The sequence below is a fragment of the Rhodococcus sp. BUPNP1 genome (genome assembly GCF_002215235.1).
In the GTDB taxonomy this organism is placed as follows: domain Bacteria; phylum Actinomycetota; class Actinomycetes; order Mycobacteriales; family Mycobacteriaceae; genus Rhodococcus.
In genome coordinates, this window is record NZ_NERM01000007.1 from 226,412 (window position 1) to 252,382 (window position 25,971).

Annotated in this window: 26 protein-coding genes; 22 read left to right on the forward strand and 4 right to left on the reverse strand. The window is 68.2% G+C overall.

The window, feature by feature from the left end; translation table 11 throughout:
- Nucleotides 1-177: 177 nt before the first annotated feature.
- The 12 genes from B9C99_RS09895 to secA all read left to right on the forward strand — a co-directional run bounded on the left by B9C99_RS09895 (nucleotide 178) and on the right by secA (nucleotide 13,550).
- Nucleotides 178-1,422, forward strand: coding sequence for an alkane 1-monooxygenase (locus tag B9C99_RS09895; RefSeq protein ID WP_088897705.1), 1,245 nt, complete (start codon nucleotides 178-180; stop codon nucleotides 1,420-1,422).
- Nucleotides 1,423-1,424: 2 nt separating this feature from the next.
- Complete coding sequence (locus tag B9C99_RS09900; RefSeq protein WP_172414906.1) at nucleotides 1,425-1,592, forward strand: rubredoxin; 168 nt, start codon at nucleotides 1,425-1,427, stop codon at nucleotides 1,590-1,592.
- Nucleotides 1,589-1,774, forward strand: a complete 186-nt coding sequence (locus B9C99_RS09905; protein WP_016694878.1) for a rubredoxin — start codon at nucleotides 1,589-1,591, stop codon at nucleotides 1,772-1,774. The genes B9C99_RS09900 and B9C99_RS09905 overlap by 4 nt, the downstream gene beginning before the upstream one ends.
- Nucleotides 1,775-1,843: 69 nt before the next feature.
- The gene (locus tag B9C99_RS09910) at nucleotides 1,844-2,449 is read left to right on the forward strand and encodes a TetR/AcrR family transcriptional regulator (RefSeq protein WP_088897707.1); all 606 of its coding nucleotides are present in this window, start codon (nucleotides 1,844-1,846) and stop codon (nucleotides 2,447-2,449) included.
- Nucleotides 2,450-2,596: 147 nt separating this feature from the next.
- Nucleotides 2,597-4,066, forward strand: a complete 1,470-nt coding sequence (gene ahcY, locus B9C99_RS09915) for an adenosylhomocysteinase (protein WP_016694876.1) — start codon at nucleotides 2,597-2,599, stop codon at nucleotides 4,064-4,066.
- A gap of 57 nt (nucleotides 4,067-4,123) precedes the next feature.
- Nucleotides 4,124-4,789 (forward strand): dTMP kinase, encoded by a 666-nt coding sequence (locus B9C99_RS09920; protein WP_016694875.1) that lies wholly within the window; start codon nucleotides 4,124-4,126, stop codon nucleotides 4,787-4,789.
- Nucleotides 4,786-5,472, forward strand: a complete 687-nt coding sequence (gene mtrA, locus B9C99_RS09925; RefSeq protein WP_170318473.1) for an MtrAB system response regulator MtrA — start codon at nucleotides 4,786-4,788, stop codon at nucleotides 5,470-5,472. The genes B9C99_RS09920 and mtrA overlap by 4 nt, the downstream gene beginning before the upstream one ends.
- A 68-nt stretch (nucleotides 5,473-5,540) precedes the next feature.
- Nucleotides 5,541-7,190 carry an MtrAB system histidine kinase MtrB gene (mtrB, locus tag B9C99_RS09930; protein WP_037191750.1) on the forward strand — a complete coding sequence of 550 codons (1,650 nt, stop codon included), beginning with the start codon at nucleotides 5,541-5,543 and terminating at the stop codon, nucleotides 7,188-7,190.
- On the forward strand, nucleotides 7,187-8,971 hold the full coding sequence (gene lpqB / locus B9C99_RS09935) for an MtrAB system accessory lipoprotein LpqB (RefSeq protein ID WP_016694873.1): 1,785 nt from the start codon (nucleotides 7,187-7,189) through the stop codon (nucleotides 8,969-8,971). Before mtrB ends, lpqB begins: the two co-directional genes overlap by 4 nt.
- A 51-nt stretch (nucleotides 8,972-9,022) precedes the next feature.
- Nucleotides 9,023-9,667, forward strand: a complete 645-nt coding sequence (locus B9C99_RS09940; RefSeq protein ID WP_088897708.1) for a ComF family protein — start codon at nucleotides 9,023-9,025, stop codon at nucleotides 9,665-9,667.
- A gap of 234 nt (nucleotides 9,668-9,901) precedes the next feature.
- Nucleotides 9,902-10,570, forward strand: coding sequence for a ribosome-associated translation inhibitor RaiA (gene raiA, locus B9C99_RS09945; protein ID WP_060651341.1), 669 nt, complete (start codon nucleotides 9,902-9,904; stop codon nucleotides 10,568-10,570).
- A 142-nt stretch (nucleotides 10,571-10,712) separates the two neighbouring features.
- Nucleotides 10,713-13,550 carry a preprotein translocase subunit SecA gene (gene secA, locus B9C99_RS09950; protein WP_088897709.1) on the forward strand — a complete coding sequence of 946 codons (2,838 nt, stop codon included), beginning with the start codon at nucleotides 10,713-10,715 and terminating at the stop codon, nucleotides 13,548-13,550.
- Nucleotides 13,551-13,617: 67 nt separating this feature from the next.
- Here secA and B9C99_RS09955 read toward each other — a convergent pair whose 3' ends face one another.
- On the reverse strand, nucleotides 13,618-14,169 hold the full coding sequence (locus B9C99_RS09955; RefSeq protein ID WP_088897710.1) for an Rv3235 family protein: 552 nt from the start codon (nucleotides 14,167-14,169) through the stop codon (nucleotides 13,618-13,620).
- Between the two features lie 176 nt (nucleotides 14,170-14,345).
- On the opposite strand from B9C99_RS09955, the gene B9C99_RS09960 reads away from it, so the two are divergent.
- The 6 genes from B9C99_RS09960 to B9C99_RS09985 all read left to right on the forward strand — a co-directional run bounded on the left by B9C99_RS09960 (nucleotide 14,346) and on the right by B9C99_RS09985 (nucleotide 20,610).
- The gene (locus B9C99_RS09960; RefSeq protein WP_088897734.1) at nucleotides 14,346-14,834 is read left to right on the forward strand and encodes an HAD-IA family hydrolase; all 489 of its coding nucleotides are present in this window, start codon (nucleotides 14,346-14,348) and stop codon (nucleotides 14,832-14,834) included.
- Nucleotides 14,831-16,240: a wax ester/triacylglycerol synthase family O-acyltransferase gene (locus B9C99_RS09965; protein WP_088897711.1), complete on the forward strand. Its 1,410-nt coding sequence runs from the start codon at nucleotides 14,831-14,833 to the stop codon at nucleotides 16,238-16,240. The genes B9C99_RS09960 and B9C99_RS09965 overlap by 4 nt, the downstream gene beginning before the upstream one ends.
- Before the next feature lie 36 nt (nucleotides 16,241-16,276).
- Nucleotides 16,277-16,753 carry a hypothetical protein gene (locus B9C99_RS09970; RefSeq protein WP_172414908.1) on the forward strand — a complete coding sequence of 159 codons (477 nt, stop codon included), beginning with the start codon at nucleotides 16,277-16,279 and terminating at the stop codon, nucleotides 16,751-16,753.
- Nucleotides 16,754-16,863: 110 nt separating this feature from the next.
- Entirely contained in the window at nucleotides 16,864-17,994 is a 1,131-nt protein-coding gene (locus B9C99_RS09975) for a ferredoxin reductase (RefSeq protein ID WP_016693391.1), read from the forward strand.
- 30 nt (nucleotides 17,995-18,024) lie between these two features.
- Nucleotides 18,025-19,311, forward strand: coding sequence for an acyl-CoA desaturase (locus tag B9C99_RS09980; RefSeq protein ID WP_088897713.1), 1,287 nt, complete (start codon nucleotides 18,025-18,027; stop codon nucleotides 19,309-19,311).
- Between the two features lie 63 nt (nucleotides 19,312-19,374).
- Complete coding sequence (locus tag B9C99_RS09985) at nucleotides 19,375-20,610, forward strand: fatty acid desaturase (RefSeq protein WP_016693389.1); 1,236 nt, start codon at nucleotides 19,375-19,377, stop codon at nucleotides 20,608-20,610.
- A 75-nt stretch (nucleotides 20,611-20,685) separates the two neighbouring features.
- Here B9C99_RS09985 and rsgA read toward each other — a convergent pair whose 3' ends face one another.
- On the reverse strand, nucleotides 20,686-21,705 hold the full coding sequence (gene rsgA, locus B9C99_RS09990; protein WP_088897714.1) for a ribosome small subunit-dependent GTPase A: 1,020 nt from the start codon (nucleotides 21,703-21,705) through the stop codon (nucleotides 20,686-20,688).
- Complete coding sequence (aroA, locus tag B9C99_RS09995; protein WP_172414909.1) at nucleotides 21,672-22,958, reverse strand: 3-phosphoshikimate 1-carboxyvinyltransferase; 1,287 nt, start codon at nucleotides 22,956-22,958, stop codon at nucleotides 21,672-21,674. Before aroA ends, rsgA begins: the two co-directional genes overlap by 34 nt.
- A gap of 80 nt (nucleotides 22,959-23,038) precedes the next feature.
- Between aroA and B9C99_RS10000 the strand changes: the two genes are divergently transcribed.
- Nucleotides 23,039-23,794 carry an SOS response-associated peptidase gene (locus B9C99_RS10000; RefSeq protein WP_016693386.1) on the forward strand — a complete coding sequence of 252 codons (756 nt, stop codon included), beginning with the start codon at nucleotides 23,039-23,041 and terminating at the stop codon, nucleotides 23,792-23,794.
- Between the two features lie 21 nt (nucleotides 23,795-23,815).
- On the opposite strand, the gene ybaK is transcribed toward B9C99_RS10000, so the two are convergent.
- Complete coding sequence (ybaK, locus tag B9C99_RS10005; RefSeq protein ID WP_016693385.1) at nucleotides 23,816-24,313, reverse strand: Cys-tRNA(Pro) deacylase; 498 nt, start codon at nucleotides 24,311-24,313, stop codon at nucleotides 23,816-23,818.
- A 212-nt stretch (nucleotides 24,314-24,525) separates the two neighbouring features.
- On the opposite strand from ybaK, the gene B9C99_RS10010 reads away from it, so the two are divergent.
- The 3 genes from B9C99_RS10010 (at nucleotide 24,526) to B9C99_RS10020 (ending at nucleotide 25,970) form a co-directional block, all read left to right on the forward strand.
- Nucleotides 24,526-25,164 carry a sigma-70 family RNA polymerase sigma factor gene (locus tag B9C99_RS10010; RefSeq protein ID WP_051033026.1) on the forward strand — a complete coding sequence of 213 codons (639 nt, stop codon included), beginning with the start codon at nucleotides 24,526-24,528 and terminating at the stop codon, nucleotides 25,162-25,164.
- Nucleotides 25,161-25,442, forward strand: a complete 282-nt coding sequence (gene rsrA, locus B9C99_RS10015) for a mycothiol system anti-sigma-R factor (RefSeq protein ID WP_088897715.1) — start codon at nucleotides 25,161-25,163, stop codon at nucleotides 25,440-25,442. The genes B9C99_RS10010 and rsrA overlap by 4 nt, the downstream gene beginning before the upstream one ends.
- A gap of 312 nt (nucleotides 25,443-25,754) precedes the next feature.
- A complete protein-coding gene (locus B9C99_RS10020; RefSeq protein ID WP_006550234.1) occupies nucleotides 25,755-25,970 on the forward strand; it encodes a biotin/lipoyl-binding carrier protein in 216 nt (71 codons plus the stop codon).
- Nucleotide 25,971 lies beyond the last annotated feature (1 nt).

The following is a 25,971-nucleotide window of genomic DNA, read 5'->3' on the forward strand; positions in this document are numbered from 1 at the left end:
AAGGCGAGCCCGCACGGGCTCGCCTTCGTCGTTTCCGGAGGCGTCTTCGTGAGATTTACAAATTCCTCCAAATGTCTAGACCTCGGACGAATGACGGCCTAGAGTCAAGATATGAGTGGTGTGCGTCACCGAGTGGTGGCGTGCCCGGCGCCATCGACGGTGATGAGGAGACCCGACATGAGTACGGCATCCGCGGATTCGGTGGATCGACCCGATCTCCAGTGGCGCGACCGGAAACGCCATCTGTGGCTTCTGGGGCTGGTACCCCCGACGGCACTGTTCGTCGCCACTGCCCTGGTGTGGGGTGGTAACGAACTCGGTCTGCAGAGCGTCACCCCGGTCCTGTGGTGGATCGGCCCCCTGTTGATCTACGTCCTCGTCCCACTGCTCGACCTGTTCGTCGGGCCCGACGGCGAGAACCCACCCGACGAGCTGTTCGAGCAACTCGAGAACGACCGCTTCTACCGCTACTGCACCTACCTCTACCTGCCGTTCCAGTTCGCGTCGCTGGTCTTCGCCTGTTACCTCTGGTCGGCCGACAATCTGTCCTGGCTCGGTATCGACGGCGGGCTCGGCGTGATGTCGAAGATCGGTCTCGCGATCTCGGTCGGCGTGGTCGCGGGCATCGGTATCAACACGGCGCACGAACTCGGCCACAAGAAGGTCGAATTCGAACGGCGACTGTCGAAGTGGGCGCTCGCCCCGTCGTTCTACGGGCACTTCTACATCGAGCACAATCGCGGTCACCACGTGCGGGTCGCCACCCCCGAGGACCCGGCCTCGGCCCGGTTCGGGGAGAGCTTCTGGCGATTTCTGCCCCGCAGTGTCGTCGGCAGCCTGCGGTCGGCGTGGCGCCTCGAACGAGCCCGCCTCGAACGGCTCGACAAGCCGGTGTGGAGCGTGCACAACGACGTCCTCAACGCGTGGGCGATCTCCGTTGCGCTGTATGCGGCGCTCCTCGGCGTCTTCGGCCTGTCGATCGCGCCGTACCTCGTGATCCAGGCGGTCTTCGGGTTCTCGTTGCTCGAGGTCGTGAACTATCTCGAGCACTACGGTCTGCTGCGGCAGAAGACCGCGAAGGGGCGCTACGAGCGCTGCTCGCCCGCACACAGCTGGAACAGCGACCACCTGGTGACGAACATCTTCCTGTACCACCTGCAGCGGCACAGCGACCATCACGCCAATCCCACGCGGCGCTACCAAACCCTGCGCAGCATGGAGATCTCACCGCAGCTGCCCGCGGGTTACGCGACGATGATCACTCTCGCCTACATCCCTCCGCTGTGGCGCAAGGTCATGGACCATCGCGTGCTCGACCACTACGACGGCGACCTCACCCGCGTCAACATCGAGCCGCGTCGACGCGAGAAGATCCTGGCCCGCTACGGAGCATCGGATCCCGCGGCCGCGGAAGGGAAGTGATCGTGGCGTCCTACCGCTGTCCCGTCTGTGAGTTCGTGTACGACGAGACCACCGGTGTTCCGCGGGAGGGCTTTCCGGCCGGCACCCCGTGGTCCGACGTGCCCGACGACTGGCCGTGTCCCGACTGCGGAGTCCGGGAGAAGATCGATTTCGAGGAGTACACCCCGTGAGCACCGACTACCGCTTGTTCCGTTGTCTCGTGTGCGGATTCGAGTACGACGAGGCCGAAGGATGGCCCGACGAGGGCATCGAACCCGGCACCCGATGGGAGGACATCCCCGACGACTGGTCCTGCCCGGACTGCGGCGCCGCCAAGGCCGACTTCGAGATGGTCGAGATCGTCCGCCGGTGAACCGCTGCCCGGTGGATCACTGCCCGTGTTGCTTTGACGAGCACATCCGTGCGTGAGAGCGTTCCCACCATGTCGAACGCGCGGGTTCCCTTCCACGAGGCCAGTCGGGTGCTGCTGCGCTCGACGATCCTCGACGCGATGCGCGAGCTGCTGCTCGAACGCGATTGGTCCGCGGTCACCATGAGCGACGTCGCCCGCGCCGCCGGTATCAGCCGGCAGACCCTGTACAAGGAGTTCTCCTCCCGGCAGGGGCTCGCCCAGGGATATGCGTTGCGTCTGGTCGACGAGTTCGTCGATGCCGTGGCCGATTCGGTGTACGCCCACGTCGGCGACGCGCGGGCCGCGCTCATGGATGGTTTCACGTTCTTCTTCGAGGCATCCGCCGCCGACCCCCTGGTGCAGTCCCTGCTGAGCGGGGAGGCCAAGCCCGACCTGCTGCGCCTGATCACCACCGATGCCGCCCCCATTCTCGAGCGGGGCGCGGGTCGCCTCACGGACACCTTCCACCACAGCTGGATCGCGGCGTCCGAGTCCGATGCCGGGATCCTGGCGCGCGCCGTCGTGCGGGTCGCGCTGAGTTTCGTCTCGATGCCCCCGGCCTCGGGGCGCGATGTCGCCGCCGACCTCGCCGATCTGCTCGTGCCGTTCGTCGAACGGGCCGCTGTCCGCGGCTGACGAACGGGCCGCTGTCCGCGGCAGGCGGCTGCGGATGCACCGCGAAGGCGGTGGATCCCGTCGGGGGACGATCTGCCGGGCCTCTTCTTGCGCAGGTTGTATAGCCTGGAACCAACATCGTCTGCCGACAGGAAGAGGCATCTGCACGTGTCTGACACCACGCTCGTAGCCGACCGGGTCAACGGTCTCGATTTCAAGGTCGCCGATCTGTCCCTCGCCGAGTTCGGGCGCAAGGAGATCCGGCTCGCCGAACACGAGATGCCGGGCCTGATGGCGCTGCGTCGCGAGTACGCGGAGGTGCAGCCGCTGAAGGGCGCACGGATCTCCGGCTCGCTGCACATGACGGTCCAGACCGCTGTGCTCATCGAAACGCTCGTCTCCCTCGGCGCGCAGGTGCGCTGGGCGTCGTGCAACATCTTCTCCACCCAGGACCACGCCGCCGCGGCCGTCGTCGTCGGCCCGCACGGCACCCCCGAGGAGCCCAAGGGCGTCCCGGTCTTCGCCTGGAAGGGCGAGACCCTCGAGGAGTACTGGTGGGCGGCCGAGCAGATGCTCACCTGGCCCGGCGAACCCGCCAACATGATCCTCGACGACGGTGGCGACGCCACGATGCTCGTGCTCAAGGGCGCCCAGTTCGAGAAGGCCGGCGTCGTCCCGCCGATCGACGACGAGCAGGACTCCGCCGAGTACAAGGTCTTCCTCGAGCTGCTGCGCCGCTCGCTCGCGGCCGATTCGAAGAAGTGGACCACCGTCGCCGAGTCCGTCAAGGGCGTCACGGAGGAGACCACCACGGGCGTCCTGCGCCTGTACCAGCTCTCCGCGGCCGGCGAACTCGCGTTCCCCGCGATCAACGTCAACGACTCGGTCACCAAGAGCAAGTTCGACAACAAGTACGGCACCCGGCACTCGCTGCTCGACGGCATCAACCGCGGCACCGACGTCCTCATCGGCGGCAAGGCCGCGCTCGTGTGCGGCTACGGCGACGTGGGCAAGGGCTGCGCCGAGGCCCTGCGCGGCCAGGGCGCACGCGTCTCGGTCACCGAGGTCGACCCGATCAACGCCCTGCAGGCCATGATGGACGGCTACGACGTCGTGACGGTCGAGGACTTCATCGGCCAGGCCGACATCGTCATCACCGCGACCGGCAACAAGGACATCATCACCTTCGAGCACATGAAGGCGATGAAGCACCAGGCCATCCTCGGCAACATCGGCCACTTCGACAACGAGATCGACATGGCCGGCCTCGAGCGGGCCGCCGACGTCACGCGGATCAACATCAAGCCGCAGGTCGACGAGTTCACCTTCGCCGACGGTCATTCGATCATCGTCCTGTCGGAGGGCCGCCTGCTCAACCTCGGCAACGCCACGGGCCACCCCTCCTTCGTGATGAGCAACTCGTTCGCCAACCAGGTGATCGCCCAGATCGAGCTGTGGACCAAGCCCGACGAGTACGACAACGAGGTCTACCGACTGCCCAAGCACCTCGACGAGAAGGTCGCGAAGATCCACGTCGAGGCGCTCGGCGGACAGATCACGAAGCTGACCAAGGAGCAGGCCGAGTACATCGGCGTCGACGTCGAGGGCCCGTACAAGCCCGAGCACTACCGCTACTGATCCCGGCAACTCGACGGGAAACACGAAGCGCATGAGTGATCCGGGATCACAGGGCACATGGGCGATCTGATCGTCGTCGAGGGTCTCGACGGGGCCGGCAAACGGACGTTGTCCGCCGGTCTCGTCGAGACCTGGCGCGAGGCCGGACGGAAGGTCGCGACGCTGGCCTTCCCGCGATACGGGCAGTCGATCCACGCCGATCTGGGCGCGGAGGCGTTGCGCGGGCAGCACGGCGACACCGCCTCGAGCATCGAGGCGATGGCGTTGCTGTGGGCGCTCGACCGTCGCGATGCTGCCGACGAGTTGCGGAAGCTGCTCGCCGACAACGACATCGTGCTGCTCGACCGGTATGTCGCGTCCAACGCCGCGTACACCGCGGCGCGCCGGAACCAGGGCGCGACCGGCCCGGCGGTGGAGTGGATCCGCCATCTCGAGTTCGAACGGTTCGGGCTCCCGGTGCCCGATCTGCAGGTGCTGCTCCGCGTTCCGGTGGCCCTGGCCGCGGAGCGTGCCCGTAACCGCGCCGCGACCGAGGCCGACCGCGATCGCGACGCCTACGAGCGCGATACCGGTCTGCAGCACCGCACCGGTGAGGTCTACGACGAGCTCGCACAGCAGCAGTGGATGTCTCCGTGGGAGGTCGCAGGCCCGCAGACCTCCCCGCGACAACTCGCCGTTGACATCTCAAATCTGCTTCACGACGGTCGAGGGGTGACACGATAGAGGCTATGAAGCCGAGGATTCTGGTAGTCGACGACGACACCGCGCTGGCCGAGATGCTCACGATCGTGCTGCGCGGCGAGGGATTCGAACCGTTCGTGGTGGGGGACGGCACCCAGGCGCTGGGCGCCGTGCGGGAGATCCGGCCCGACCTCGTCCTGCTCGATCTCATGCTCCCCGGCATGAACGGCATCGACGTCTGCCGTGTGCTCCGTGCGGACTCCGGTGTGCCGATCGTGATGCTCACCGCCAAGTCCGACACCGTCGACGTCGTGCTCGGCCTCGAATCGGGCGCCGACGACTACATCGTCAAGCCGTTCAAGCCGAAGGAGCTCGTCGCACGTGTGCGGGCCCGGCTGCGTCGCACCGAGCAGGAACCGGCGGAGGTCCTGACGATCGGGGACATCACCATCGACGTCCCCGCCCACAAGGTCACCCGTGGGGACGAGGCGATCTCGCTCACGCCCCTCGAGTTCGACCTGCTCGTGGCGCTCGCGCGCAAGCCGCGCCAGGTGTTCACCCGTGAGGTCCTGCTCGAACAGGTCTGGGGTTACCGGCACGCCGCCGACACCCGGCTCGTGAACGTCCACGTCCAGCGTCTGCGCGCGAAGGTCGAGAAGGATCCCGAGAATCCCGAGGCGGTGCTCACGGTGCGGGGGGTCGGCTACAAGGCCGGACCGCCGTGATCCGAACCTACCGGCTTCGGCGGCGTATCACGCGTAGGACGCTGCCGCTGGTGAGGTGGTCGCGGTCGATGAGCAGCCGACTCGCGCACACCTGGCGACGATCGCTGCAGCTGCGGGTCGTGACCTCGACCCTCACGCTGTCGTTGATCGTCATGTTCGTGCTCGGAGTGGTACTCACGAGCCAGATCACCGACCGACTGCTCGAAGTGAAGATCGACGCGGCGACCGAGGAGATGGATCGCTCGCGTGCACTCGTCGAGGGGCAACTCGCGGGCGCCGACGACTCCGGGTCGCTCGCCGTCCGCCTCGACGGTGCCGCGGCGATCCTCACCAGCCGCGGCAGCGACGGGGGACAGGACACCGGCGTCGCCGGAACCTTCGATCCCGTCCTGATCGTCCCCGGCGACGGACCGCGGGCCCCCACCTCGAGCGGGCCCGCCGACCAGATCCCGCAGAACCTGCGCGCCTTCGTCCAGAACGGGCAGATCGCGTACCAGTTCGCGACGGTCGCCGATCCCGACGGTTACACCGGGCCGGCCCTGATCATGGGCAGCCCCACCGACTCCGACATCTCGACGCTCGAGCTGTATCTCGTCTTCCCGCTCGGCGGTGAGGAACGCACCCTCGCCCTCGTGCGCGGCACCCTGCTCGTCGGCGCGGTGGTCCTGCTCGTGCTGCTGGCTGCGATCTCGATGATCGTCGCGCGGCAGGTCGTGCTTCCCATCCGATCGGCCTCCCGGATCGCCGTGCGCTTCGCCGACGGTCGGCTCAAGGAACGCATGCCGGTCCGCGGCGAGGACGACATGGCGCGCCTGGCGATGTCGTTCAACGAGATGGCCGAGAGCCTGTCGCGGCAGATCACCCAGCTCGAGGAGTACGGCAACCTGCAGAAGCGGTTCACCTCCGATGTGAGCCACGAACTGCGCACCCCGCTCACGACGGTGCGTATGGCCGCCGATCTCATCCACGACGGCAGCGACGACCTCGACCCCGTCCTCAAACGGTCCTCCGAACTGCTCGTCGCAGAACTCGACCGCTTCGAGAGCCTCCTCAACGACCTGCTCGAGATCAGCCGGCACGACGCGGGAGTCGCCGAACTCGCCTCCGAGCGACTCGATGTGCGGATGTGCGCGCGTGCCGCCGTCTCGACCGTGCGGCACCTCGCCCGCGAGACCGCCACCGAGCTCATCATCGACCTGCCGGACGAGCCCGTCGAGGCCGACGTCGATCCCCGCCGCGTCGAACGCATCCTGCGCAACCTGCTCGCCAACGCGATCGATCACGGCGAGGGCAAACCCATCCTGCTGCGACTGCGCGCCGACGACGCCGCCGCGGCCTTCGTCGTGCGCGACCAGGGTGTGGGTCTGCGACCGGGGGAGGAGAAGCTCGTCTTCAACCGGTTCTGGCGCTCCGACCCGTCGCGGGTCCGCCGCTCCGGCGGCACCGGCCTCGGTCTCGCCATCAGCGTCGAGGACGCCAACCTGCACAACGGCAAGCTCGAAGCGTGGGGCGAACCGGGACGAGGCGCCAGCTTCCGGCTGACCCTCCCGCGCGAACGCGGACGTAAGGTGGGTCGCAGCCCCCTGCCACTCGTGCCCAGCGCCGCGAAGGCCGTGCAGGGCAAGCCCCCACCGGGTGACGACACCCCGGCGCAGCCGTCGACGGGAGAGATCCCGACCGGCCCTGCGAGCACACCGTCCGAAGGAGCCAGTACATGAGCCGCTCGACTCCGCGTGCAGCGGGCGTGCTCGTCGTACTCCTGACCGTGGCCGGGCTCGTGCTGTCGGGATGCGCCACGCTGCCCGATTCCTCGTCACCGCAGGCCATCGGAACCCTCGAACGCGGCCCCACGACCACCGAGGTCGCCGCACCCGTGCCCGGTCGCGAACCCGACCTGCTCCTACGCGACTTCCTGCAGGCGAGCACGGATCCGACCAACCGCCACCGCGCGGCCCGGCAGTTCCTCACACCCGCGATGTCCGAGTCCTGGGACGACGCGGCGAGCGCGACGATCGTCGACAAGGTCGACGTCCTCGTCGAGGAACGCGACGGCGACAGCGCCACCTACGTGGTGCGGGCGAGCACCGTCGGCTATCTCGAGGAGGGCGGCATCTACCGTCCCGCCGACGGGGAATTCGAGGCACGGTTCTCCCTGGTCCGCACGGACGGGGAGTGGCGCATCGACCGGTTGCCGGCCGGCGTCATCATGGACCGCCCACGCTTCCTCAACACCTATCAGCGCCGCTCGCTGTACTTCCTCGACCCGACCGGCAACGCCGTCGTCCCCGACCCGCGCTGGATCACGGGCACCCCCGAACAGACGGCGTCGCAGCTGATCGGCTTGCTCGTCGAAGGGCCGAAAGAGGTCCTCGCGCCCGCGGTCAAGAACCTCCTCGAGGACGTCACCGTCATCGGCTCGGTGACGAAGGCGGACGGCCGCACCACCGACGTCGGTGTCGGACTCGGCGGCATCCGCATCGACTTCCAGGGCGTCGGCTCGATGGGCCGGCAGGATCGCGAACTGCTCGCCGCGCAGGTGATCTGGACCCTCGCCAACGCAGACATCAGCGGCCCGTACCACCTCCTCGCCGACGGCCAGCCCCTCGACGAACGGTTCCCGAACGGGTGGACCACCGCCGACGTGGCGTCGATGAACCCCCTCGCCGCGTCGAGCGTGACGGTGGGTCTGCACGCCCTGCTCGACGGGGCGCTCGTGAGCGTCGCCGAGACCGGTGTGACGCCCGTCCGCAGCTTCTTCGGCACGGCCGACGACCTGCAGTCCGTCGCTCTGTCGCTGGACGGGGAACTCGTCGCCGCGGTCGAGAGCACCGGGAAACCCACACCGGAGCCGGCCGTGCAGCTGATGGTCGGTGCCTACAGCGAAGGCGCCGCCGAACCCGCGGTCGACGGCGAGTCGATCACCCGTCCGTCCTGGTCGCCCAACAACAACTCGGTGTGGGCGGTCGTCAACGGCACCGCGGTGGTGCGCGCTGTACGCGAACCCGGCACCGGGCGGGTCACCGTGGTCGGCGTCGAAGCGGGTGCGATCCGCGCCCTCGGGGGCCGAATCACCGAGCTGCGCCTGTCGCGCGACGGTGTCCGCGCCGCCCTGATCATCGACGGGCGGGTCTTCGTCGCGACGGTCGTGCCGACCACGACTGGTGAGTACTCGCTCACCAATCCGCGCGAGATCGGCTTCGGCCTCGGCGGTCCCGCGCTCGCCCTGGACTGGAGCACGGCCGACACGATCGTCGTCTCCCGCGCGTCGGCCGACGTGCCCGTCGTGCAGGTCGCGGTGGACGGCTCGCGCATCGACGCACTCCCGAGCCGCAACCTCACCCCTCCGGTGGTCGCGGTCGAGGCGTCCACGGCCAGCGAGTTCGTCGCCGATTCCCGGACGGTCTTCCAGCTCAACAACCGCGATCCCGCGGGCGACCGGTACTGGCGCGAGGTGCCCGGACTGGCCGGGATGGCGGCCATCCCCGTCCTTCCGGGCTGAGCCTGCCGACTGTGACCTCCGGTCGTCGGTGACTTCGGGCACACTCCCGGTGTGCTCACGGCCCTTCTCGACCTCGTCCTGCCCGCCCGGTGCGGTGGCTGCGCCGCTCCCGGGACGAGCTGGTGCCGGGCGTGCGCGCGCGAGTTGTCCGACCATCCCGTGGTCGTCGCACCGCGCGTCGACCCTGGGGTCCCGGTGTGGAGTCTGGGCCCGTACACCGGCCCCCGGCGCCGCGCGGTGATCGTCGCGAAGGAGCGTGCCCGCCGCGATCTCGCCGAGCCGCTCGGGCTCGCGTGGGCCGTCGCGATCGCGCGGCTGCGCCGATGGAGCGAACTGCCCGAGGGCCCGATGATCGTGGCGCCCGCCCCCACCCGGGCGCGTGCGGCGCGGGCCCGCGGAGGCGATCCCGTCACGCGTGCCGCCCGGGCCGCCGCGACCCACGACCGTCGCCTCCACGTCCACCCGATCCTGAATGTGGCGGCCGGGGTACGCGACTCGGTGGGGCTCTCGGCAGCCGACCGACAGCGCAACCTCGCCGGTCGTGTCGGGGTGCGCGCCGACGGGTTGCCGCGCACGATCCCGGTCCTCGTCGTCGACGATGTGCTCACCACCGGAACCACCGCGCGCGAGTCGGTGCGGGCACTCCGGCGCGCCGGATTCGACCCTCGCGCAGTGCTCGTGATCACCCACGCGTGAGCCTGTGGGCGGGCCCGGAAGTGCCCCGCCGGGTGACCGGAAGACGACGCGACGTGAAATCGCGCGGGAACGGTGGCACACCTCCGCGTTACGTACTACCGTCGCCATCAGACCCGGAAACAACAAGGTAGACGGGTGGAAACGCCTGTTCTTCCGATTCCGGGCGAGCGCGCTCTCGCGCTCATACATCATGCCGGCGCGCGGGCTGCGCCGGCCGTAACTCGGGAGGTACGCGTGACGACCCCTTCGAAGTCCAGAGGTTCCGTTGCAGAGGCCGATGCCGCCACGGAAGGCCCCCGTGCCGACGTTGTCGTGAAAGGACGCAACGTCGAGGTCCCCGATCATTTCCGGATCTACGTCTCCGAGAAACTCGCTCGGCTCGAACGTTTCGATCCGACGATCTTCATCTTCGATGTCGAGTTGCAACACGAACGCAACCGGCGTCAGAGAAAGAGTTGTCAGCGGGTCGAGATCACTGCCCGCGGAAAGGGACCTGTCGTACGCGCCGAGGCCAGTGCCGACAGCTTCTACGCTGCCTTCGAGTCCGTGATCAGCAAGCTCGAATCGCGGCTGCGACGGACGAAGGAGCGCCGCAAGGTCTCCTACGGTGAGAAGACGCCCGTGTCCGTGGCGGAAGCCACCGCGGCCCTCGCCCAGGACGACGAGCTCGCGATCTCGCCCGACCTGTCGCTCGGCGACAGCGAGAAGGAACCCCAGGACGGTCCCGGTCGCATCGTCCGGACGAAGGAACACAACGCTCAGCCGATGACCGTCGACGACGCCCTCTACGAGATGGAACTCGTCGGTCACGACTTCTACCTGTTCCACGACAAGGAGACGGACAAGCCGTCCGTGGTCTACCGGCGACACGCCTTCGACTACGGTCTGATCAGGCTCGTGTGACACTGCCGGGAGTGACCGAAGGCACCTCGCCATCGCGGTCACTCCCGCGCAGCGCCTACCATGGAATCCGGCCGGGGTCCGACAAGGCCTCGGCCGGATTTCTTGTCCGTGCAGGTACCCGAGATTGAGGACGAACACACCAGTGCTGTCGCTGACGAAGCTGCTCCGGATCGGTGAAGGTCGCATGGTCAAGCGGCTCAAGCACATCGCCGAGCATGTCGATTCCCTCTCCCCGGACTTCGAGGCCCTGACCGACGCCGAGCTCCGGGCCAGGACGGACGAGTTCCGGAGTCGCTACCGGGACGGCGAGACGCTCGACGATCTGCTTCCGGAAGCCTTCGCGACCGCCCGCGAGGCGTCCTTCCGTGTGCTCGGCCAGAAGCACTATCTTGTCCAGATCATGGGTGGCGCGGCGCTGCACTTCGGCAACATCTCCGAGATGAAGACCGGTGAGGGCAAGACCCTCACCTGTGTGCTGCCGGCCTACCTCAACGCGATCTCCGGCGACGGCGTCCACGTCGTCACCGTCAACGACTACCTCGCCAAGCGCGACGCCGAGTGGATGGGCCGCGTGCACCGTTTCCTCGGCCTCGAGACCGACGTGATCCTGTCCGGAATGACCCCGGCCCAGCGCCGCGCGGCCTACTCCGCCGACATCACCTACGGCACCAACAACGAGTTCGGCTTCGACTACCTGCGCGACAACATGACGCACTCGCTCGACGACCTCGTGCAGCGCGGCCACAACTTCGCGATCGTCGACGAGGTCGACTCGATCCTCATCGACGAGGCCCGGACGCCGCTGATCATCTCGGGTCCCGCCGACGCGTCGAGCAAGTGGTACTCCGAGTTCGCGCGCATCGCCAAGTTGCTCAAGCCCGAGGTGCACTACGAGATCGACATCCGCAAGCGGACCGTCGGTGTGCACGAGGCCGGCGTCGAGTTCGTCGAGGACCAGCTCGGCATCGACAACCTGTACGAGGCGGCCAACTCGCCGCTCGTGAGTTACCTCAACAACGCCATCAAGGCCAAGGAGCTCTACGCCAAGGACAAGGACTACATCGTCCGCAACGGCGAGGTCGTCATCGTCGACGAGTTCACCGGCCGCGTCCTGTCGGGTCGCCGCTACAACGAGGGCATGCACCAGGCGATCGAGGCCAAGGAAGGCGTCGAGATCAAGGCCGAGAATCAGACGCTCGCCACGATCACGCTGCAGAACTACTTCCGCCTGTACGACAAGCTGTCGGGCATGACCGGTACGGCCGAGACCGAGGCCGCCGAGCTCCACCAGATCTACAGCCTGGGCGTCATCCCGATCCCGACGAACCGTCCGATGGTGCGTGTCGACCAGGGCGACCTGATCTACAAGACCGAGGAAGCGAAGTTCGCGGCCGTCGTCGACGACGTCGTCGAGCGTCACGAGAAGGGTCAGCCGGTCCTCATCGGTACGACGAGCGTCGAGCGGTCGGAGTACCTGTCGCGGCAGTTCACCAAGCGCGGTGTTCCCCACAGCGTGCTCAACGCGAAGTTCCACGAGCAGGAAGCACAGATCATCGCGCAGGCGGGTCGGTCCGGGGCGGTGACGGTCGCGACGAACATGGCCGGTCGCGGTACCGACGTCGTGCTCGGCGGCAACCCCGACATCCTCGCCGACATCGAGCTGCGCAAGCGCGGCCTCGATCCGGTCAACACGCCGGAGGAGTACGAGGCGGCCTGGGACGAGACCCTCGAGCGGATCAAGCTCGAGTCGAAGGCCGACGCCGAGAAGGTGCGCGCGGCCGGTGGTCTGTACGTGCTCGGCACCGAGCGGCACGAGTCGCGTCGTATCGACAACCAGCTGCGTGGTCGTTCCGGTCGCCAGGGCGACCCGGGCGAGTCGCGGTTCTACCTCTCGCTCGGCGACGAGTTGATGCGCCGGTTCAACGGCGCCGCGCTCGAGTCGATCATGACGCGTCTGAACCTGCCCGACGACGTGCCGATCGAGGCGAAGATGGTCTCCAAGGCCATCAAGAGCGCGCAGACGCAGGTCGAGCAGCAGAACTTCGAGATCCGCAAGAACGTCCTCAAGTACGACGAGGTGATGAACCAGCAGCGCACCGTCATCTACGAGGAGCGCCGCCGGATCCTGCGCGGCGAGGACCTCGAGGGTCAGGTGCAGCACATGCTCACCGACGTGATCACCGCCTACGTCGACGGTGCCACCGCCGAGGGCTATGTCGAGGACTGGGATCTCGAGCAGCTGTGGGCGGCGCTCAAGACCCTCTACCCGGTAGGTGTCGACCACAAGACGCTCGTCGCCGAGAACGAGGATCTCGACCGCAACGGCCTGCTCGAGGTTCTTCTCGAGGACGCCCGTGCCGCCTACACGCGTCGCGAGGCCGAACTCGAGGCCATCGCCGGGGAGAACGCGATGCGCGAACTCGAGCGTCGTGTGCTGCTGTCGGTCCTCGACCGCAAGTGGCGTGAGCACCTCTACGAGATGGACTACCTCAAGGAGGGCATCGGCCTGCGCGCGATGGCCCAGCGCGATCCGCTCGTCGAGTACCAGCGCGAAGGCTTCGACATGTTCACCGCGATGCTCGAGGGTCTGAAGGAGGAATCGGTCGGATTCCTGTTCAACCTCCAGGTCGAGGCCGCGCAGCAGCAGTCCGCGGGTGTGGCGGTCACGCCGGCCTCCGCGGCGGCCGCCGCACAGGCGGCCCCGAGCCTCGCCAAGGCGGCTCCCGCCCGACCGGCGCAGCAGCCCGCTCGGACGGCACAACCGGCGCAGGCGGAGCCCGCTCCGGCCGCGTTGCGGGCCAAGGGTCTCGACGAGACCGAGCGGCGCCTGACCTACACCGGCCCCGACGAGGACGGCCGCGCTCACGTCGCGCGTACGACCGCCGGTGCCGACGCGGGCTCCGCGCCCCGGCAGGCCGGCACCCGCAAGGAGCGTCGTGCCGCGGCCCGGCGCGACGCGAAGACCAACCGGCGGCGCTGAGTCGAGGACTCACATGGAGTGCTGAGTCGAAGACTCACATGGAGCGATCACCCCACGACCCTGTGGCTCACCCGAGCCACAGGGTCGTGATCGTCCAGCGGTGCGGAGCACGAGGACGGGGACGCTTGCGCACCATGCGGCCGGCGAAGGCGAACACCCGGTCCCCGCGGCCGTAGCTGCCGAACAATTCCACGGTGTCGGCGTCGACGGGACGAACCCGTGTCCGCAGCAGCACCGCGGTGCTGCGTCCTGCACGCGGAGGCCGGCCCGCGGTGATCGTCGCGACCAGACGTGGATCGAGGACCGCGGTGGATTGCACGGCGGGACGGCGGCCGTCGACCACTTCGAGGACCAGGCGCACCGCCGTCTCCGCGACCCGCACGACACCCGGATCGAGCACGATCGCGGGCCGGTCACCCGGTGTCGCGGCCGGACCTTCGGTGCCTCGGGCAACCGCCGGACGTTCGATTCCGTCGCGGTGGACCGGAGCGCGCCCCGAGCGTCCGTCGTGCGGCGTGGGCCGACGGGTGACGTGGCTGCGGGGGTGTGGGCAGGGTGCCTCGACCGGGGGTTCGAGGCGGGTGAGGCGGCGCACGTAGCGCCCGGTGTGATGCGACATGGGCTCTCCCGAAGGGCATGAGAATGGGCTCGGCGCGGTCGACACCGTGCCGGTGGAGCGGTTCGGGAGAGGACGAACCGCGCACATGATGCCACATTTCCGGAAGGCGGTCCCGGTTCGACGCGCACGGGTTGCGCTGCGCGAGCGGGACGTCCGGGACCTACGGTGGTGTCGTGATGCGAGGACTCGTACTCGATGTCGGTGGCGTCCTGGTCGGGCCGGGAAGCGACCCCGGCACGTTCGGCGCGGCCGTGACGGTCCTGCGCGCACGCGGTGTGCGGACCGCTCTGCTGAGCAACGACCCCGGTGGGCCCGGCGCGCAGTGGCTGCGCGATCTCGAGGGTCCGTTCGTCGATCGAGTGGTGCTCTCGGGGGACGCGCGTGTCGCCAAACCGGATCCCGAGAGCTACCTGCTGGTCGCCCGGCTGCTGGACCTCGAACCCGGCGAGTGCGTCTTCGTCGACGATTGGGTCGGCAACGTGCGAGGCGCCGCCGCTGCGGGGATGGTCGGCGTACACCATGATGGTTCACACGACGCGCCGGGCGAACTGGCCGTACTCTTCGATCTCGATCCCGAGGAGATCGGGAGCGGAGCCACGGAGGGCGCCGGGTCGTGGTGGCGGCGCTCGGGAGGTTCGGGTCAGGAGGGGGAACGGGGTCGATGACGAGCCGGATGACAGCGCAGGACGCGTCGTACTACTACCTGGAGACGAGCAACACGCCGATGCACGTCGGGTCGCTCGCGATCCTCGAACCCCCCGAGGGCGGTCTCGACTACGAGAGCGTGCTCCGGTTGGTCGAGCAGCGACTGCCCGAGGTGCCCCGCTACCGGAAGAAGGTGCGGGAGGTCGCATTCGGGCTTTCGCGACCCGTGTGGGTCGACGACCGCGACTTCGACATCACCTACCACGTGCGACGCTCCGCGCTGCCGAAGCCGGGCTCCGACGAACAGCTGCACGACCTCGTCGCGCGTCTGGTCTCGAGGCCGCTCGACCGCACGCGACCGCTGTGGGAGATGTACCTCGTCGAGGGACTCGCGAACGATCGGGTGGCGTTGTTCACGAAGTCGCATTCGGCGCTCGTCGACGGCGAGGAGGCCCTCGACATCGTCCAGGTGCTCTTCGACAAGGAGCCGGTGCCGCGTGAGGTCCCCGAGGAATTGTGGATGCCCGAACGCGAACCGTCGGAGTCCGCTCTGCTCGTCGGAGCTCTCGCCGAACTCGTCGCGCGCCCGGGGGAGGGGATCGCCGCCGTGCGGTCGGCCGTGGGCGATCTCACGGCGACGCTCGCCGAGACCGTCGACGCGGTGGGCCGGATCGCCCGCACGGCTGCGCAATCGGCGCCCGAGACTCCGCTGAACACGCAGATCTCGCGGAGCCGCCGGTTCTCCGTGGTGCGTTCCGATCTGGAGCCCTACCGCAAGATCCACTCGCGCTACGGCTGCACGATCAACGACGTGGTGCTCGCGGTCCTCGCGGGGGCGCTGCGCTACTGGCTGCTCTCCCGCGGGGAACCGGTGACCGAGGCGACCGTGGTGCGGGCGATGGTCCCGATGTCGGTGTACACCCAGGATCCGGACGACTGCGGCGACAACGACACGATCCAGGTGCACCCGCAGGGTGAGGTGTCGTCCTTCCTGTTGGATCTGCCGGTGGGGGAGCCGAACGCGGTGGTCCGGTTGTCGCACATCGCGCACGCCGGCGAGGCCTATTCGCGGCAGCGGCGGCGCGTGGCGGCGCAGACGATGGTCCGCTTGTCGGGCTTCGCTCCGGCGACGATGCACGCGGTGGGAGCGAGGGTCGCGATGGGTTTCTCGCAGCGGATGTTCAACCTCATGATCACCAATGCGCCGGGTCCGCAGCACCCGCTCTACCTCACCGGGGCCCGGTTGCTCGAGATCTTCCCGGTCTCGCCGTTGCTGAAGAATCAGGCCCTGAGCATCGCGTTGACGTCCTACGACGGCAAGATCTACTACGGTTTGAATGCGGATCGTGATGCGATGCCCGATGTGGACGTGGCAGCGACGCTGATCCAGGAATCTCTCGAGGAGTTGACGGATGCCGGCAGGTGAGAAGTGACGCGTGTCTATGTACCGGCAACGCTCGCGATGTTGCAGGGCCTCGTCGCCGACGGCGAGGTCGACGCGGTGGACCGAACGGCCTTCGCGGTGACCCCCGCTCTGCGCGAGGCGTACACGGCGGGCGACGACGAGGAACTCGCCGAGGTCGCGATGGCCGAGGCGGCACGCGCGTCGCTGCGGTTGCTCGGCTCGGAGGAGCCGAACGATCATCCGTCCTTCGCGTCCCGTCGGGTGGTGATCGCTGCCGACGTCGACGAGGTGAAGCCGCGACCGGATCTCGACGACGCGGTCGTCAAGCTCACCGGTCCGATCACGATGCGAGCGGTCGCGTCGGTGCACATCGACCTGCAGGAGGCGGAGGCCGACGTCGCGCGGGCACGCGAGATCGTCGATGCAGCCGAACTGGGCGACGAGGAGGCCGAGTTCGTCCTCGGCGACGCGGAGGACCACGAACTGGCGTGGTACGCGGCGCAGGAGTTGCCCTTCCTGCTCGAACTGCTCTGACCTCGCATATCGCCACGTCATCGGTGTGACGGCCGTCTCCTGCTCAACCTACGCTTCCGTAACCTCTGATAACCTACGGAGGCGTAACCGGAGTGAGGAGAAACGGTCGGATGGGCCTGAAGGAATGGATCGAGAAGCCTGCGGCACACGTCGCGCCAGGGGAGAAGTCGCTCTCCAACGTCCTGCGTGGCGCGGTGGCCCGGCTGACCACCCCTCTGCTTCCCGACGACTACCTGCATCTGGTCAACCCGCTGTGGTCCGCCCGTGAACTGCGCGGTCGCATCGTCTCGGTGCGTCAGGAGACCCCCGATTCCGCGACGATCGTCATCCGTCCGGGCTGGGGCTTCGACTTCGGATACGCGCCCGGCCAGTACATCGGCATCGGTCTGCACATCGACGGTCGCTGGCACTGGCGCTCGTACTCGCTGACCTCCTCGCCCACCTGGGACGACAAGGTCATCTCCATCGCCGTGAAGGCGATGCCCGAGGGCTTCCTGTCGAGCCACCTCGTCGGTGGTGTCCCCGAGGGCACCGTCGTGCGCCTCGCGGCTCCGAAGGGCGATTTCGTCCTGCCCGACCCGCCGCCGGCGAAGATCCTCTTCCTCACGGCCGGCAGTGGCATCACGCCGATCATGTCGATGCTGCGGACGCTCGACCGGCGCGCGGTCGAACGCGAACTCGACCTGCCCGACGTCGTGCACATCCACTCGGCGCCGACAGCCGAGAACGTGATGTTCCGGTCCGAGCTCGAGCGCTTCGACGCCACCCACGATCGCTTCCGGGTGCACGTGCGTCACACCCGGGAGAAGGGCAAGTTCGCGCTCTCCGAGCTCGACGAGGTGTGCCCCGACTGGCGCGAGCGCCAGACCTGGGCGTGCGGTCCCCAGCAGATGCTCGACGACATCACCGCGCACTGGGCCGCCGAGGGCATCGAGGATCGGGTCCACCTCGAGCGTTTCGCCGTCAGCCGCGCCGACACCTCGGGATCGGGCGGAACGATCACGTTCGCGAAGTCCGGCAAGACCGTCACCGTGGACGGCGCCACGACGATTCTCGAGGCCGGTGAGAGCGTCGGCGCGCTGATGCCCTTCGGTTGCCGCATGGGAATCTGTCAGACTTGTGTTGTGCCGCTCGAGAAGGGGCACGTCGTCGATCTGCGATCCGGCAAGGAGCACGCAGAGGGCGAACGCGTCCAGACCTGCATCTCCGCCGCCGCCGGCGACTGCACACTGGACGTGTAGACACCGACAGCAACCTCCGAAGGATCCCGCTTGGCCATCACCGACATCCGCACGTTCTCTCATCTGACCGAAGACGATATCGTTGCTCTCGCAAACGAATTCGACGCGATTCGACGGGATGTGGAGAATTCGCGCGGCCCGCGGGACGCGCGCTACATCCATTCCGTCATCCGTGCGCAGCGTGTGCTGGAGGTGGTCGGACGCTGCGCGCTGTTCGGTTCGCGTCGTCGGTCGCGCTGGATCGTCGGTACCGCCGCGCTGTCGCTCGCGAAGATCATCGAGAACATGGAGCTCGGGCACAACGTGATGCACGGGCAGTGGGACTGGATGAACGACCCCGAGATCCACTCGACCTCGTGGGAATGGGATCAGACCGGCCCGTCCGAGCACTGGAAGCGCGCCCACAACTACGCGCACCACACCTACACGAACATCGTGGGCATGGACGAGGATGTGGGATTCGGCATCCTGCGGATGACGCGCGACGAGAAGTGGCGTCCGCGCAATCTCGCGCAGCCGATCGCGAACATCGTCCTCGCGCTGACCTTCGAGTGGGGGATCGCCCTGCACGACCTCTCGGCGAAGAAGGAACTCGAGGGCGTTCCGCCCATGCAGTGGAATTCGGGGCCCAACAAGGAGTTCGCGGCGAAGGCCGGCCGGCAGGTCGTCAAGGACCTGGTGTTCTTCCCGGCGCTCACCGGCCCGGCCTGGCGCAGCACGTTGTCGGCGAACCTCACCGCGAACGTCATCCGCAACATCTGGGCGTATCTCGTGATCTTCTGCGGCCATTTCCCCGACGGCGCAGAGAAGTTCACGACCGAGCACTACGAGAACGAGACGCGCGGAGAATGGTATCTGCGCCAGTTGCTCGGCAGCGCAAACATTTCCGGTGGGCGTGCGATGGATTTCCTCACCGGGAATCTCAGTTACCAGATCGAGCATCACCTGTTCCCGGATCTGCCGAGCAACCGCTACCCGGAGATCGCCGCCCGCGTGCGGGCGCTGTGCGGCAAGTACGACCTGCCGTACACGACCGGTTCGCTCGCCCGGCAGTACTGGCTCGCGCTGCGCACGATCCACAAGCTCGCGTTGCCCGACCGATTCCTCAAGGCGACGGCCGACGACGCCCCCGAGACCTCCTCCGAGCGCAAGTTCGACAGGTGGCGCCCGGACGCGCCCGCGGTGGTCACCGAGGCGTCCACGGGCCGGCGCCGGGGTCTGCTCACAGCGCTGCGGGTGCACGCCGAGCACGCGGTAGCAGAGCGTCGTCGTCGCCGTGGTGAATCGGGTCACCGGCAGCCTTCCGCTGCTGTGTGATTCGCGCCACAGCTCCGAATCCGGCTAACCTACGGGCCCGTAACCTACGGTAGAGTAGCCCGCATGGCGATATCGGATGTCAAGGAGTACGCGCACCTGACGGAGGCGGACGTCGAGGCCATCGGCCGCGAACTCGACGCCATCCGGCGCGATATCGAGGAGTCCCGCGGTGAGCGCGACGCTCGATACGTCCGCAACACGATCCGGCTGCAGCGCGGCCTCGAGATCGGCGGGCGCCTCGTGCTGCTCGGCTCGAACAAGCGTCCGCTGTGGCTGCTGGGCACGGGCATGCTCTCCCTGTCGAAGATCATCGAGAACATGGAGCTCGGGCACAACGTAATGCACGGGCAGTGGGACTGGATGAACGACCCCGAGGTGCACTCGGCCAACTGGGAGTGGGACAACGTCGATCCGTCGGCGCACTGGAAGATCACCCACAACTACCTGCACCACAAGTACACCAACATCCTCGGCATGGACGACGATGTGGGATACGGCCTGCTGCGCGTCACCCGCGACCAGCGGTGGAAGCCGTTCTACCTCGGCAACCTCGCGTACAACGCCATCCTCGCAGCACTGTTCCAGTACGGCATCGCCATCCAGCTGCTCGAGCTCGGCAAGGTCATCCAGGGACGCGACGACCGCGAGCTCACCAAGGCACGCGGCAAGGAGGTGCTTGCCAAGCTCGGCAAGCAGCACCTCAAGGACTACGTGATCTACCCGGCGCTCACCGGCAAGTCGTGGAAGTCCACGATGAAGGCCAACGCGACGGCCAACTTCGTGCGCAACATCTGGACAAACGCGGTGATCTTCTGCGGTCACTTCCCGGACGGTGCGGAGAAGTTCACGAAGCAGGACATCGAGAACGAGACGCGTGCCCAGTGGTACCTGCGTCAGATGCTCGGCTCCGCGAACATCTCCGGCGGCAAGGTCATGGACTTCATGACCGGCAACCTGAGCTACCAGATCGAGCACCACATCTACCCCGACCTGCCGTCCAACCGGTACGCGGAGATCGCGGTGCGCGTGCGCGAGCTGTGCGAGAAGTACGACCTGCCGTACACCACGGGTCCGCTCGCGGTGCAGTACTGGAAGTCGTGGCGCACCATCGCCAAGCTGTCGCTGCCCGACAAGTACCTCAAGGACGACCGCGACGCCGCTCCGGAGACCGCTTCCGAGCGGGGCTTCGGCGGAGCGCCGGAGATCGATCCGGCCACCGGTCGCCGGGTGGGTCTGGCCACCACCATCGAGAAGACCCGCAAGCGTGGATTCATCCGCCGCGCGCTCGGCATGCGCTGACGGTCACGAGAACGAGCACGAACCCCGGCACCACACGGTGCCGGGGTTCGGTGCGTTCGGCCGGGGTTCGGCGGTTCACCAGGGGTCGTTGGACGCGAGCGCCGTGAGCAACTCGCGCACGGCCATCGCCCGGTTGTGCGACTTGCCCTCCAACGAGTCGAAGGCGCATTCGGGATCGGCGGGCGGGCCGAGATGCGTGCATCCGCGCGGGCAGTCCTCGACCGCTTCGGCCAGATCCCCGAACGCCGCGACGACGTCGTCGGGCCCGATGTGCGCGAGCCCGAACGATCGGATGCCCGGGGTGTCGACGACCCACCCGCTCTCGGGTAGGTGCAGGGCCACCGACTGGGTGGAGGTGTGCCGACCCTTGCCCACCCCGGAGACCTCACCGGTGGCGCGGTCGGCGTCGGGAACGAGCCTGTTCACCAGTGTCGACTTTCCGACCCCCGAGTGCCCGATCAGGGCGGTCACACGACCGTCGATCCGCTCGTGCAGGGCGGTGAGATCGTCGTCCTGACCGACGAGCAGCACCGGGATGTCGAGATCCGCGAAGTGCGCGGCGAACTCGTCGGGATCGGCGAGGTCGCTCTTGGTCAGTCCCAGCAGGGGAGCGAGACCGCCGGCATAGGCAGCGACGAGCGCACGTTCGACGAGTCCGGTCCGCGGTGGGGGATCGGCGAGCGCGACCACGATCAGCAACTGTTCGGCATTGGCGACGACGATGCGCTCGAACGGATCGGTGTCGTCGGCCGTGCGCCGCAGGACGGTGCTGCGGTCCTCGACCCGCACGATGCGCGCGAGCGTGTCGGGGCGACCGGAGAGATCGCCGACGACACCCACCCGATCGCCCACCACGATCGGGGTCCGGCCGAGCTCACGTGCCCGCATCGTCGTCACGATCCGATCGGGATCACCGCCGAGCGCGACACCCCATCGCCCCCGGTCGACGGAGACGACCATGCCCTCCTCGGCATTGCGGTGGGCCGGGCGGTCCTTCGTGCGCGGCCGCGAGCCGCGCCCGGGACGGACCCGGACGTCGGACTCGTCGTACTCCCGCCGCCTCAGGAGTCGCTCCCCGTCAGCAGCGACTCCCACAGACCCTCGAAGTCGGGGAGGGTCTTGGCGGTGGTGCCGATGTCCTCGACCTCGATCCCGTCGACGACGAGCCCGAGGATCGCCCCCGCCGTGGCCATCCGGTGGTCGGCGTAGGAGTGCCAGATGCCGGCGTGCAGCGGCGCCGGCTCGATGTGCAGTCCGTCCTCGGTCTCGGTGATCGAACCGCCGAGACGGCCGATCTCGGTGGCGAGTGCCGCGAGCCGGTCGGTCTCGTGACCACGCAGGTGCGCGATGCCGCGCAGGTCGGAGGGCGAGGCGGCGACCGCGGCGAGGGCCGCGACGGTCGGCGCCAGTTCACCGACGTCGTGCAGGTCCACGTCGAGGCCCCGCAGTTCGTCCGGGCCGCGCACGGTCAGCGTCCCGTCGGCCCAGGTCACCTCGGCGCCCATCTGCTCGAGGATGCCGCGGATCGCGTCGCCGGCCTGGGTGGTCGACCCGGGCCACAGGGGCACCGAAACGACACCACCGGTGACCGCCGCCGCCGCGAGGAAGGGAGTCGCGTTCGACAGGTCGGGCTCGACCGTGACGTCGACGGCCTTGATCGTCGTCGGGGGCACCCGCCAGGTGTCGGCCTCGGAGGTGTCGACGGGGACTCCGGCCGTGCGGAGCATCTCGACCGTCATCTCGATGTGCGGTATCGACGGCACCGGTTCGCCGGCGTGGTGGACCACCACACCCTCGTCGAAGGCGGCACCGGACAGCAGTAGACCCGAGACGAACTGCGAGGACGCGGACGCGTCGATGGTGACGGAACCGCCGCGCACCGAGCCCCGGCCGTGCACGGTGAAGGGCAGCCGGTCGCCGTCGATGTCGGCGCCGAGGGCGCGCAGGGCGTCGAGCACGGTGCTCATCGGGCGGACCCGGGCCTGTTCGTCGCCGTCGAAGCGCACGTCGCCGTCGGCCAGTGCTGCCAGCGGCGGTACGAACCGCATGACGGTGCCGGCCAGCCCGCAGGCGACGTCGCCTCCGCGCAGGGGTCCGGGGGTCACGTCGAGGGTGGTGCCGCCGTCGCGTTCGGTGACGGTCGCGCCGAGAGCGCGCAGGGCCCCGATCATCAGGTCGGTGTCGCGGCTGCGCAGCGCGCCGGTCAGGGTGGACGGCCCGTCGGCGAGTGCGGCCAGGATCAGGGCACGGTTGGTGATCGACTTCGATCCCGGCAGCGTCACCGACGCTCGAACCGGGGACACGGCGCGGGGTGCTCTCCACAGACTCACCCGACCATCTTCGCCCATCCGCACCGGTGCGGGCACCCTCGCCCACCCGGTGCGCACCACTGACGGTTCCGTCACCCGGCGATGCCACACTCGACGGCATGTGCGGAAGGTATGTCTCCACGGCCGACCCGGCGACGCTCGCCGTCGAACTCGACGCACTCGACGAGACCGGCGACGGCGGCCGGGACGAGCGCGGGCCCGACTACAACGTCGCGCCGACGACCGAGGTGCTCACCGTCGTCGCCCGGCACGACGGGGAGGATCCCGACGGTCCCGTCCGCCGCCGTATCCGCCGCATGCGCTGGGGACTCGTGCCGCCGTTCGCCGAGGAGGTCGGCGGAAGCGCACCGCTGATCAACGCACGATCCGAGTCGGTCGCCACCAAGCCGAGCTTCGCGCGGTCGCTGCGCCACAAGCGGTGCCTCGTCCCGATGGACGGCTGGTACGAATGGCAGGTCGAACCCGCGCCGGACGGCAGACCCCGCAAGGTGCCGTACTTCATGGCGCCGGCCGACGGACCGCGGATCTGCATGGCCGGGGTGTGGGCGGAGTGGCGCGACCCGCGGAACCCGAAGGCGCCGCCGCTGTCGAGCACGGCGATCCTCACCGCCCAGTCGGTCGAGCAACTCGGCAACGTGCACGAGCGGATGCCGCTGATCCTCCCGCCGGAGCGGTGGGATGCGTGGCTCGACCCCGACAGTCTCGGCCATCCGGATCTGATCGTGCCGAGCGTCGAGGCGATCTCGGCGATCGAGATCCGCCGCGTGTCCGCGAAGGTCAACAGCATCCGCAACAACGGCCCCGAACTGCTGCAACCCGACGACGGTGCCGGCGATCAGATGGTGCTGTTGTAGACGCCGCAGAGCGGACGGGCCTCAGGGACCGGCCGTGATCGGTGCCACGACCGCGCCGGTCAGCCGGATCAGATCGCGCGGATCCAGTTCGATCTCGAGCCCGCGCCGACCCGCGCTGCACAGCATCCGGTCCCACTGCTCGGCGGAGGCGTCGATCACGGTGCGCAGACGCTTGCGCTGGCCGAGCGGGGAGATGCCGCCGACGACGTATCCGGTCGCGCGTTCGGCGGCGGTGTGGTCGGCCATCACGGCCTTGCCGCCACCCAGCGCCCCTGCTGCGGCCTTGAGCGAGAGCGTGGCCGGGACCGGGATCACCGCGACGGCGAGCTTGCCGTCCGACAGAGACACCACCAGCGTCTTGAAGATCTGTTCGGGGGAGACCCGCAGGCGTGCGCCGAGTTCCTCGACGGCTTCGGCGCCGAAGGACGACGATCTCGGGTCGTGTGCGTACTCGTGGACCCGGTGCGCGACCTTCTCGCGCTTCAGCAACACCGTCGCGGGAGTGGATGTCGAGGCCATCCGATCACTCTAGGAAACCGGAGGTGGGGAACAAGTGCGGTGGGTACGGCGTTGCACACCGACGGGTGGATCCACCGGCCACCCGACACCCGACGATCGGAGAATTCGTGGCAGTGCTGTGCCCGCCTCGACCGGACGCCGCCGGACGTCCCGCCGATCCGGACGCCGTCGGACCGGTAGCCTTCTCGACAGGCGTCGATGAAGGGATCGGTGTGATCGAGGAGTCTGTGGAAGAACTGACCGAGCGGTTCGAGCGGGATGCACTTCCCCTGCTCGATCAGCTCTACGGCGCTGCGCTGCGGATGACCCGCAATCCCTCCGACGCCGAGGACCTCGTGCAGGAGACCTACATCAAGGCGTTCTCCGCCTTCCGGTCGTTCCGCGAGGGCACCAACCTCAAGGCCTGGCTGTACCGGATCCTCACCAACACCTACATCAACTCGTACCGGAAGCGTCAGCGGCAGCCCGCGCAGTACCCGACCGACGAGATCACCGACTGGCAGCTCGCCGCCACGGCCGAGCATTCGTCGACCGGTCTGCGGTCCGCGGAGGTCGAGGCGCTCGACGCGCTTCCCGACGACGACATCAAGGCGGCGTTGCAGGAGCTTCCCGAGGAGTTCCGCATGGCCGTCTACTACGCCGACGTCGAAGGGTTCCCCTACAAGGAGATCGCCGAGATCATGGGGACGCCGATCGGCACCGTGATGTCGAGACTGCACCGGGGTCGCAAGCAGCTGCGGGGCCTGTTGGCCGATGTGGCGCGCGATCGCGGTTTCATGCGGGAGAAGGCCGTGGACGCGGCAACCGGAACTTCGGATCAGACCGAGAGCGGAAAGGGAGCACCGCAGTGAGCGAACCCGACTTCGATCGACTCGACTGCTCGGCGGTCATCGCGGACGTCTACCTGCTTCTCGACTCCGAGTGCGACGCCGGTTCCCGCGAGAAGCTGCAGCGGCACCTCGACGAGTGCGGCACCTGCCTCGAGGCCTACGGGATCGAGGAGAAGATCAAATCGCTGCTCAGCCGCAAGTGCGGCGGGGAACACGCACCCGAGGGCCTGCGGGAGCGCCTCATGCTGCAGATCCGCCGCACCGTCGTGATCACCGAGACGGACAGCACCGAGTCGTAGGCGAGTTCGACTCGCACCGAGTCGTAGGCGAGTTCGACTCGCACCGAGTCGTAGACGAGTTCGACTCGCACCGAGTGCTGGGCGAGACTCCCGAACGTGACAGGGGCCGGAAAGCTGCTGCTTTCCGGCCCCTGTCCGCGTCTCAAGCGTTGGGACGCTTGCCGTGGTTGGCGGCGTTACCCTTGCGGCTGCGCTTCTTGCGACCTCGCTTACCCATGGTGGGATCTCCTTTCTCGTTCATTACAGTGTTTCACGTGCGGTCGAGTGGTCCTGTCGGCAGGTCCGCCGCCGGAGCGTGAAACGAGGTGTTCGATGGCGGAAGACGTACGCGCGGAGATGGTATCGACCGTGTTCGAGGTCGTCGTGCGAGAGGGTGACGTGGTGGCCGAAGGCGACACACTGGTGATCCTCGAGTCGATGAAGATGGAGATCCCCGTGCTCGCCGAGTCGGCGGGCACCGTGACCTCCGTCGGTGTCTCGGTCGGGGATGTCATCCAGCAGGGCGATCTCATCGCCGTGATCTCCTGAC

Excerpts from the sequence above, each read along its gene's own strand:
- B9C99_RS09895 (WP_088897705.1), top strand. The coding sequence starts at position 178 with ATGAGTACGGCATCCGCGGATTCGGTGGATCGACCCGATCTCCAGTGG.
- B9C99_RS09910 (WP_088897707.1), top strand. The coding sequence starts at position 1,844 with ATGTCGAACGCGCGGGTTCCCTTCCACGAGGCCAGTCGGGTGCTGCTG.
- B9C99_RS09920 (WP_016694875.1), top strand. The coding sequence starts at position 4,124 with ATGGGCGATCTGATCGTCGTCGAGGGTCTCGACGGGGCCGGCAAACGG.
- mtrB (WP_037191750.1), top strand. The coding sequence starts at position 5,541 with ATGAGCAGCCGACTCGCGCACACCTGGCGACGATCGCTGCAGCTGCGG.
- lpqB (WP_016694873.1), top strand. The coding sequence starts at position 7,187 with ATGAGCCGCTCGACTCCGCGTGCAGCGGGCGTGCTCGTCGTACTCCTG.
- B9C99_RS09955 (WP_088897710.1), bottom strand. The coding sequence starts at position 14,169 with ATGTCGCATCACACCGGGCGCTACGTGCGCCGCCTCACCCGCCTCGAA.
- B9C99_RS09960 (WP_088897734.1), top strand. The coding sequence starts at position 14,346 with ATGCGAGGACTCGTACTCGATGTCGGTGGCGTCCTGGTCGGGCCGGGA.
- B9C99_RS09965 (WP_088897711.1), top strand. The coding sequence starts at position 14,831 with ATGACGAGCCGGATGACAGCGCAGGACGCGTCGTACTACTACCTGGAG.
- B9C99_RS09970 (WP_172414908.1), top strand. The coding sequence starts at position 16,277 with ATGTTGCAGGGCCTCGTCGCCGACGGCGAGGTCGACGCGGTGGACCGA.
- B9C99_RS09975 (WP_016693391.1), top strand. The coding sequence starts at position 16,864 with ATGGGCCTGAAGGAATGGATCGAGAAGCCTGCGGCACACGTCGCGCCA.
- B9C99_RS09985 (WP_016693389.1), top strand. The coding sequence starts at position 19,375 with ATGGCGATATCGGATGTCAAGGAGTACGCGCACCTGACGGAGGCGGAC.
- aroA (WP_172414909.1), bottom strand. The coding sequence starts at position 22,958 with ATGGGCGAAGATGGTCGGGTGAGTCTGTGGAGAGCACCCCGCGCCGTG.
- B9C99_RS10000 (WP_016693386.1), top strand. The coding sequence starts at position 23,039 with ATGTGCGGAAGGTATGTCTCCACGGCCGACCCGGCGACGCTCGCCGTC.
- ybaK (WP_016693385.1), bottom strand. The coding sequence starts at position 24,313 with ATGGCCTCGACATCCACTCCCGCGACGGTGTTGCTGAAGCGCGAGAAG.
- B9C99_RS10020 (WP_006550234.1), top strand. The coding sequence starts at position 25,755 with ATGGCGGAAGACGTACGCGCGGAGATGGTATCGACCGTGTTCGAGGTC.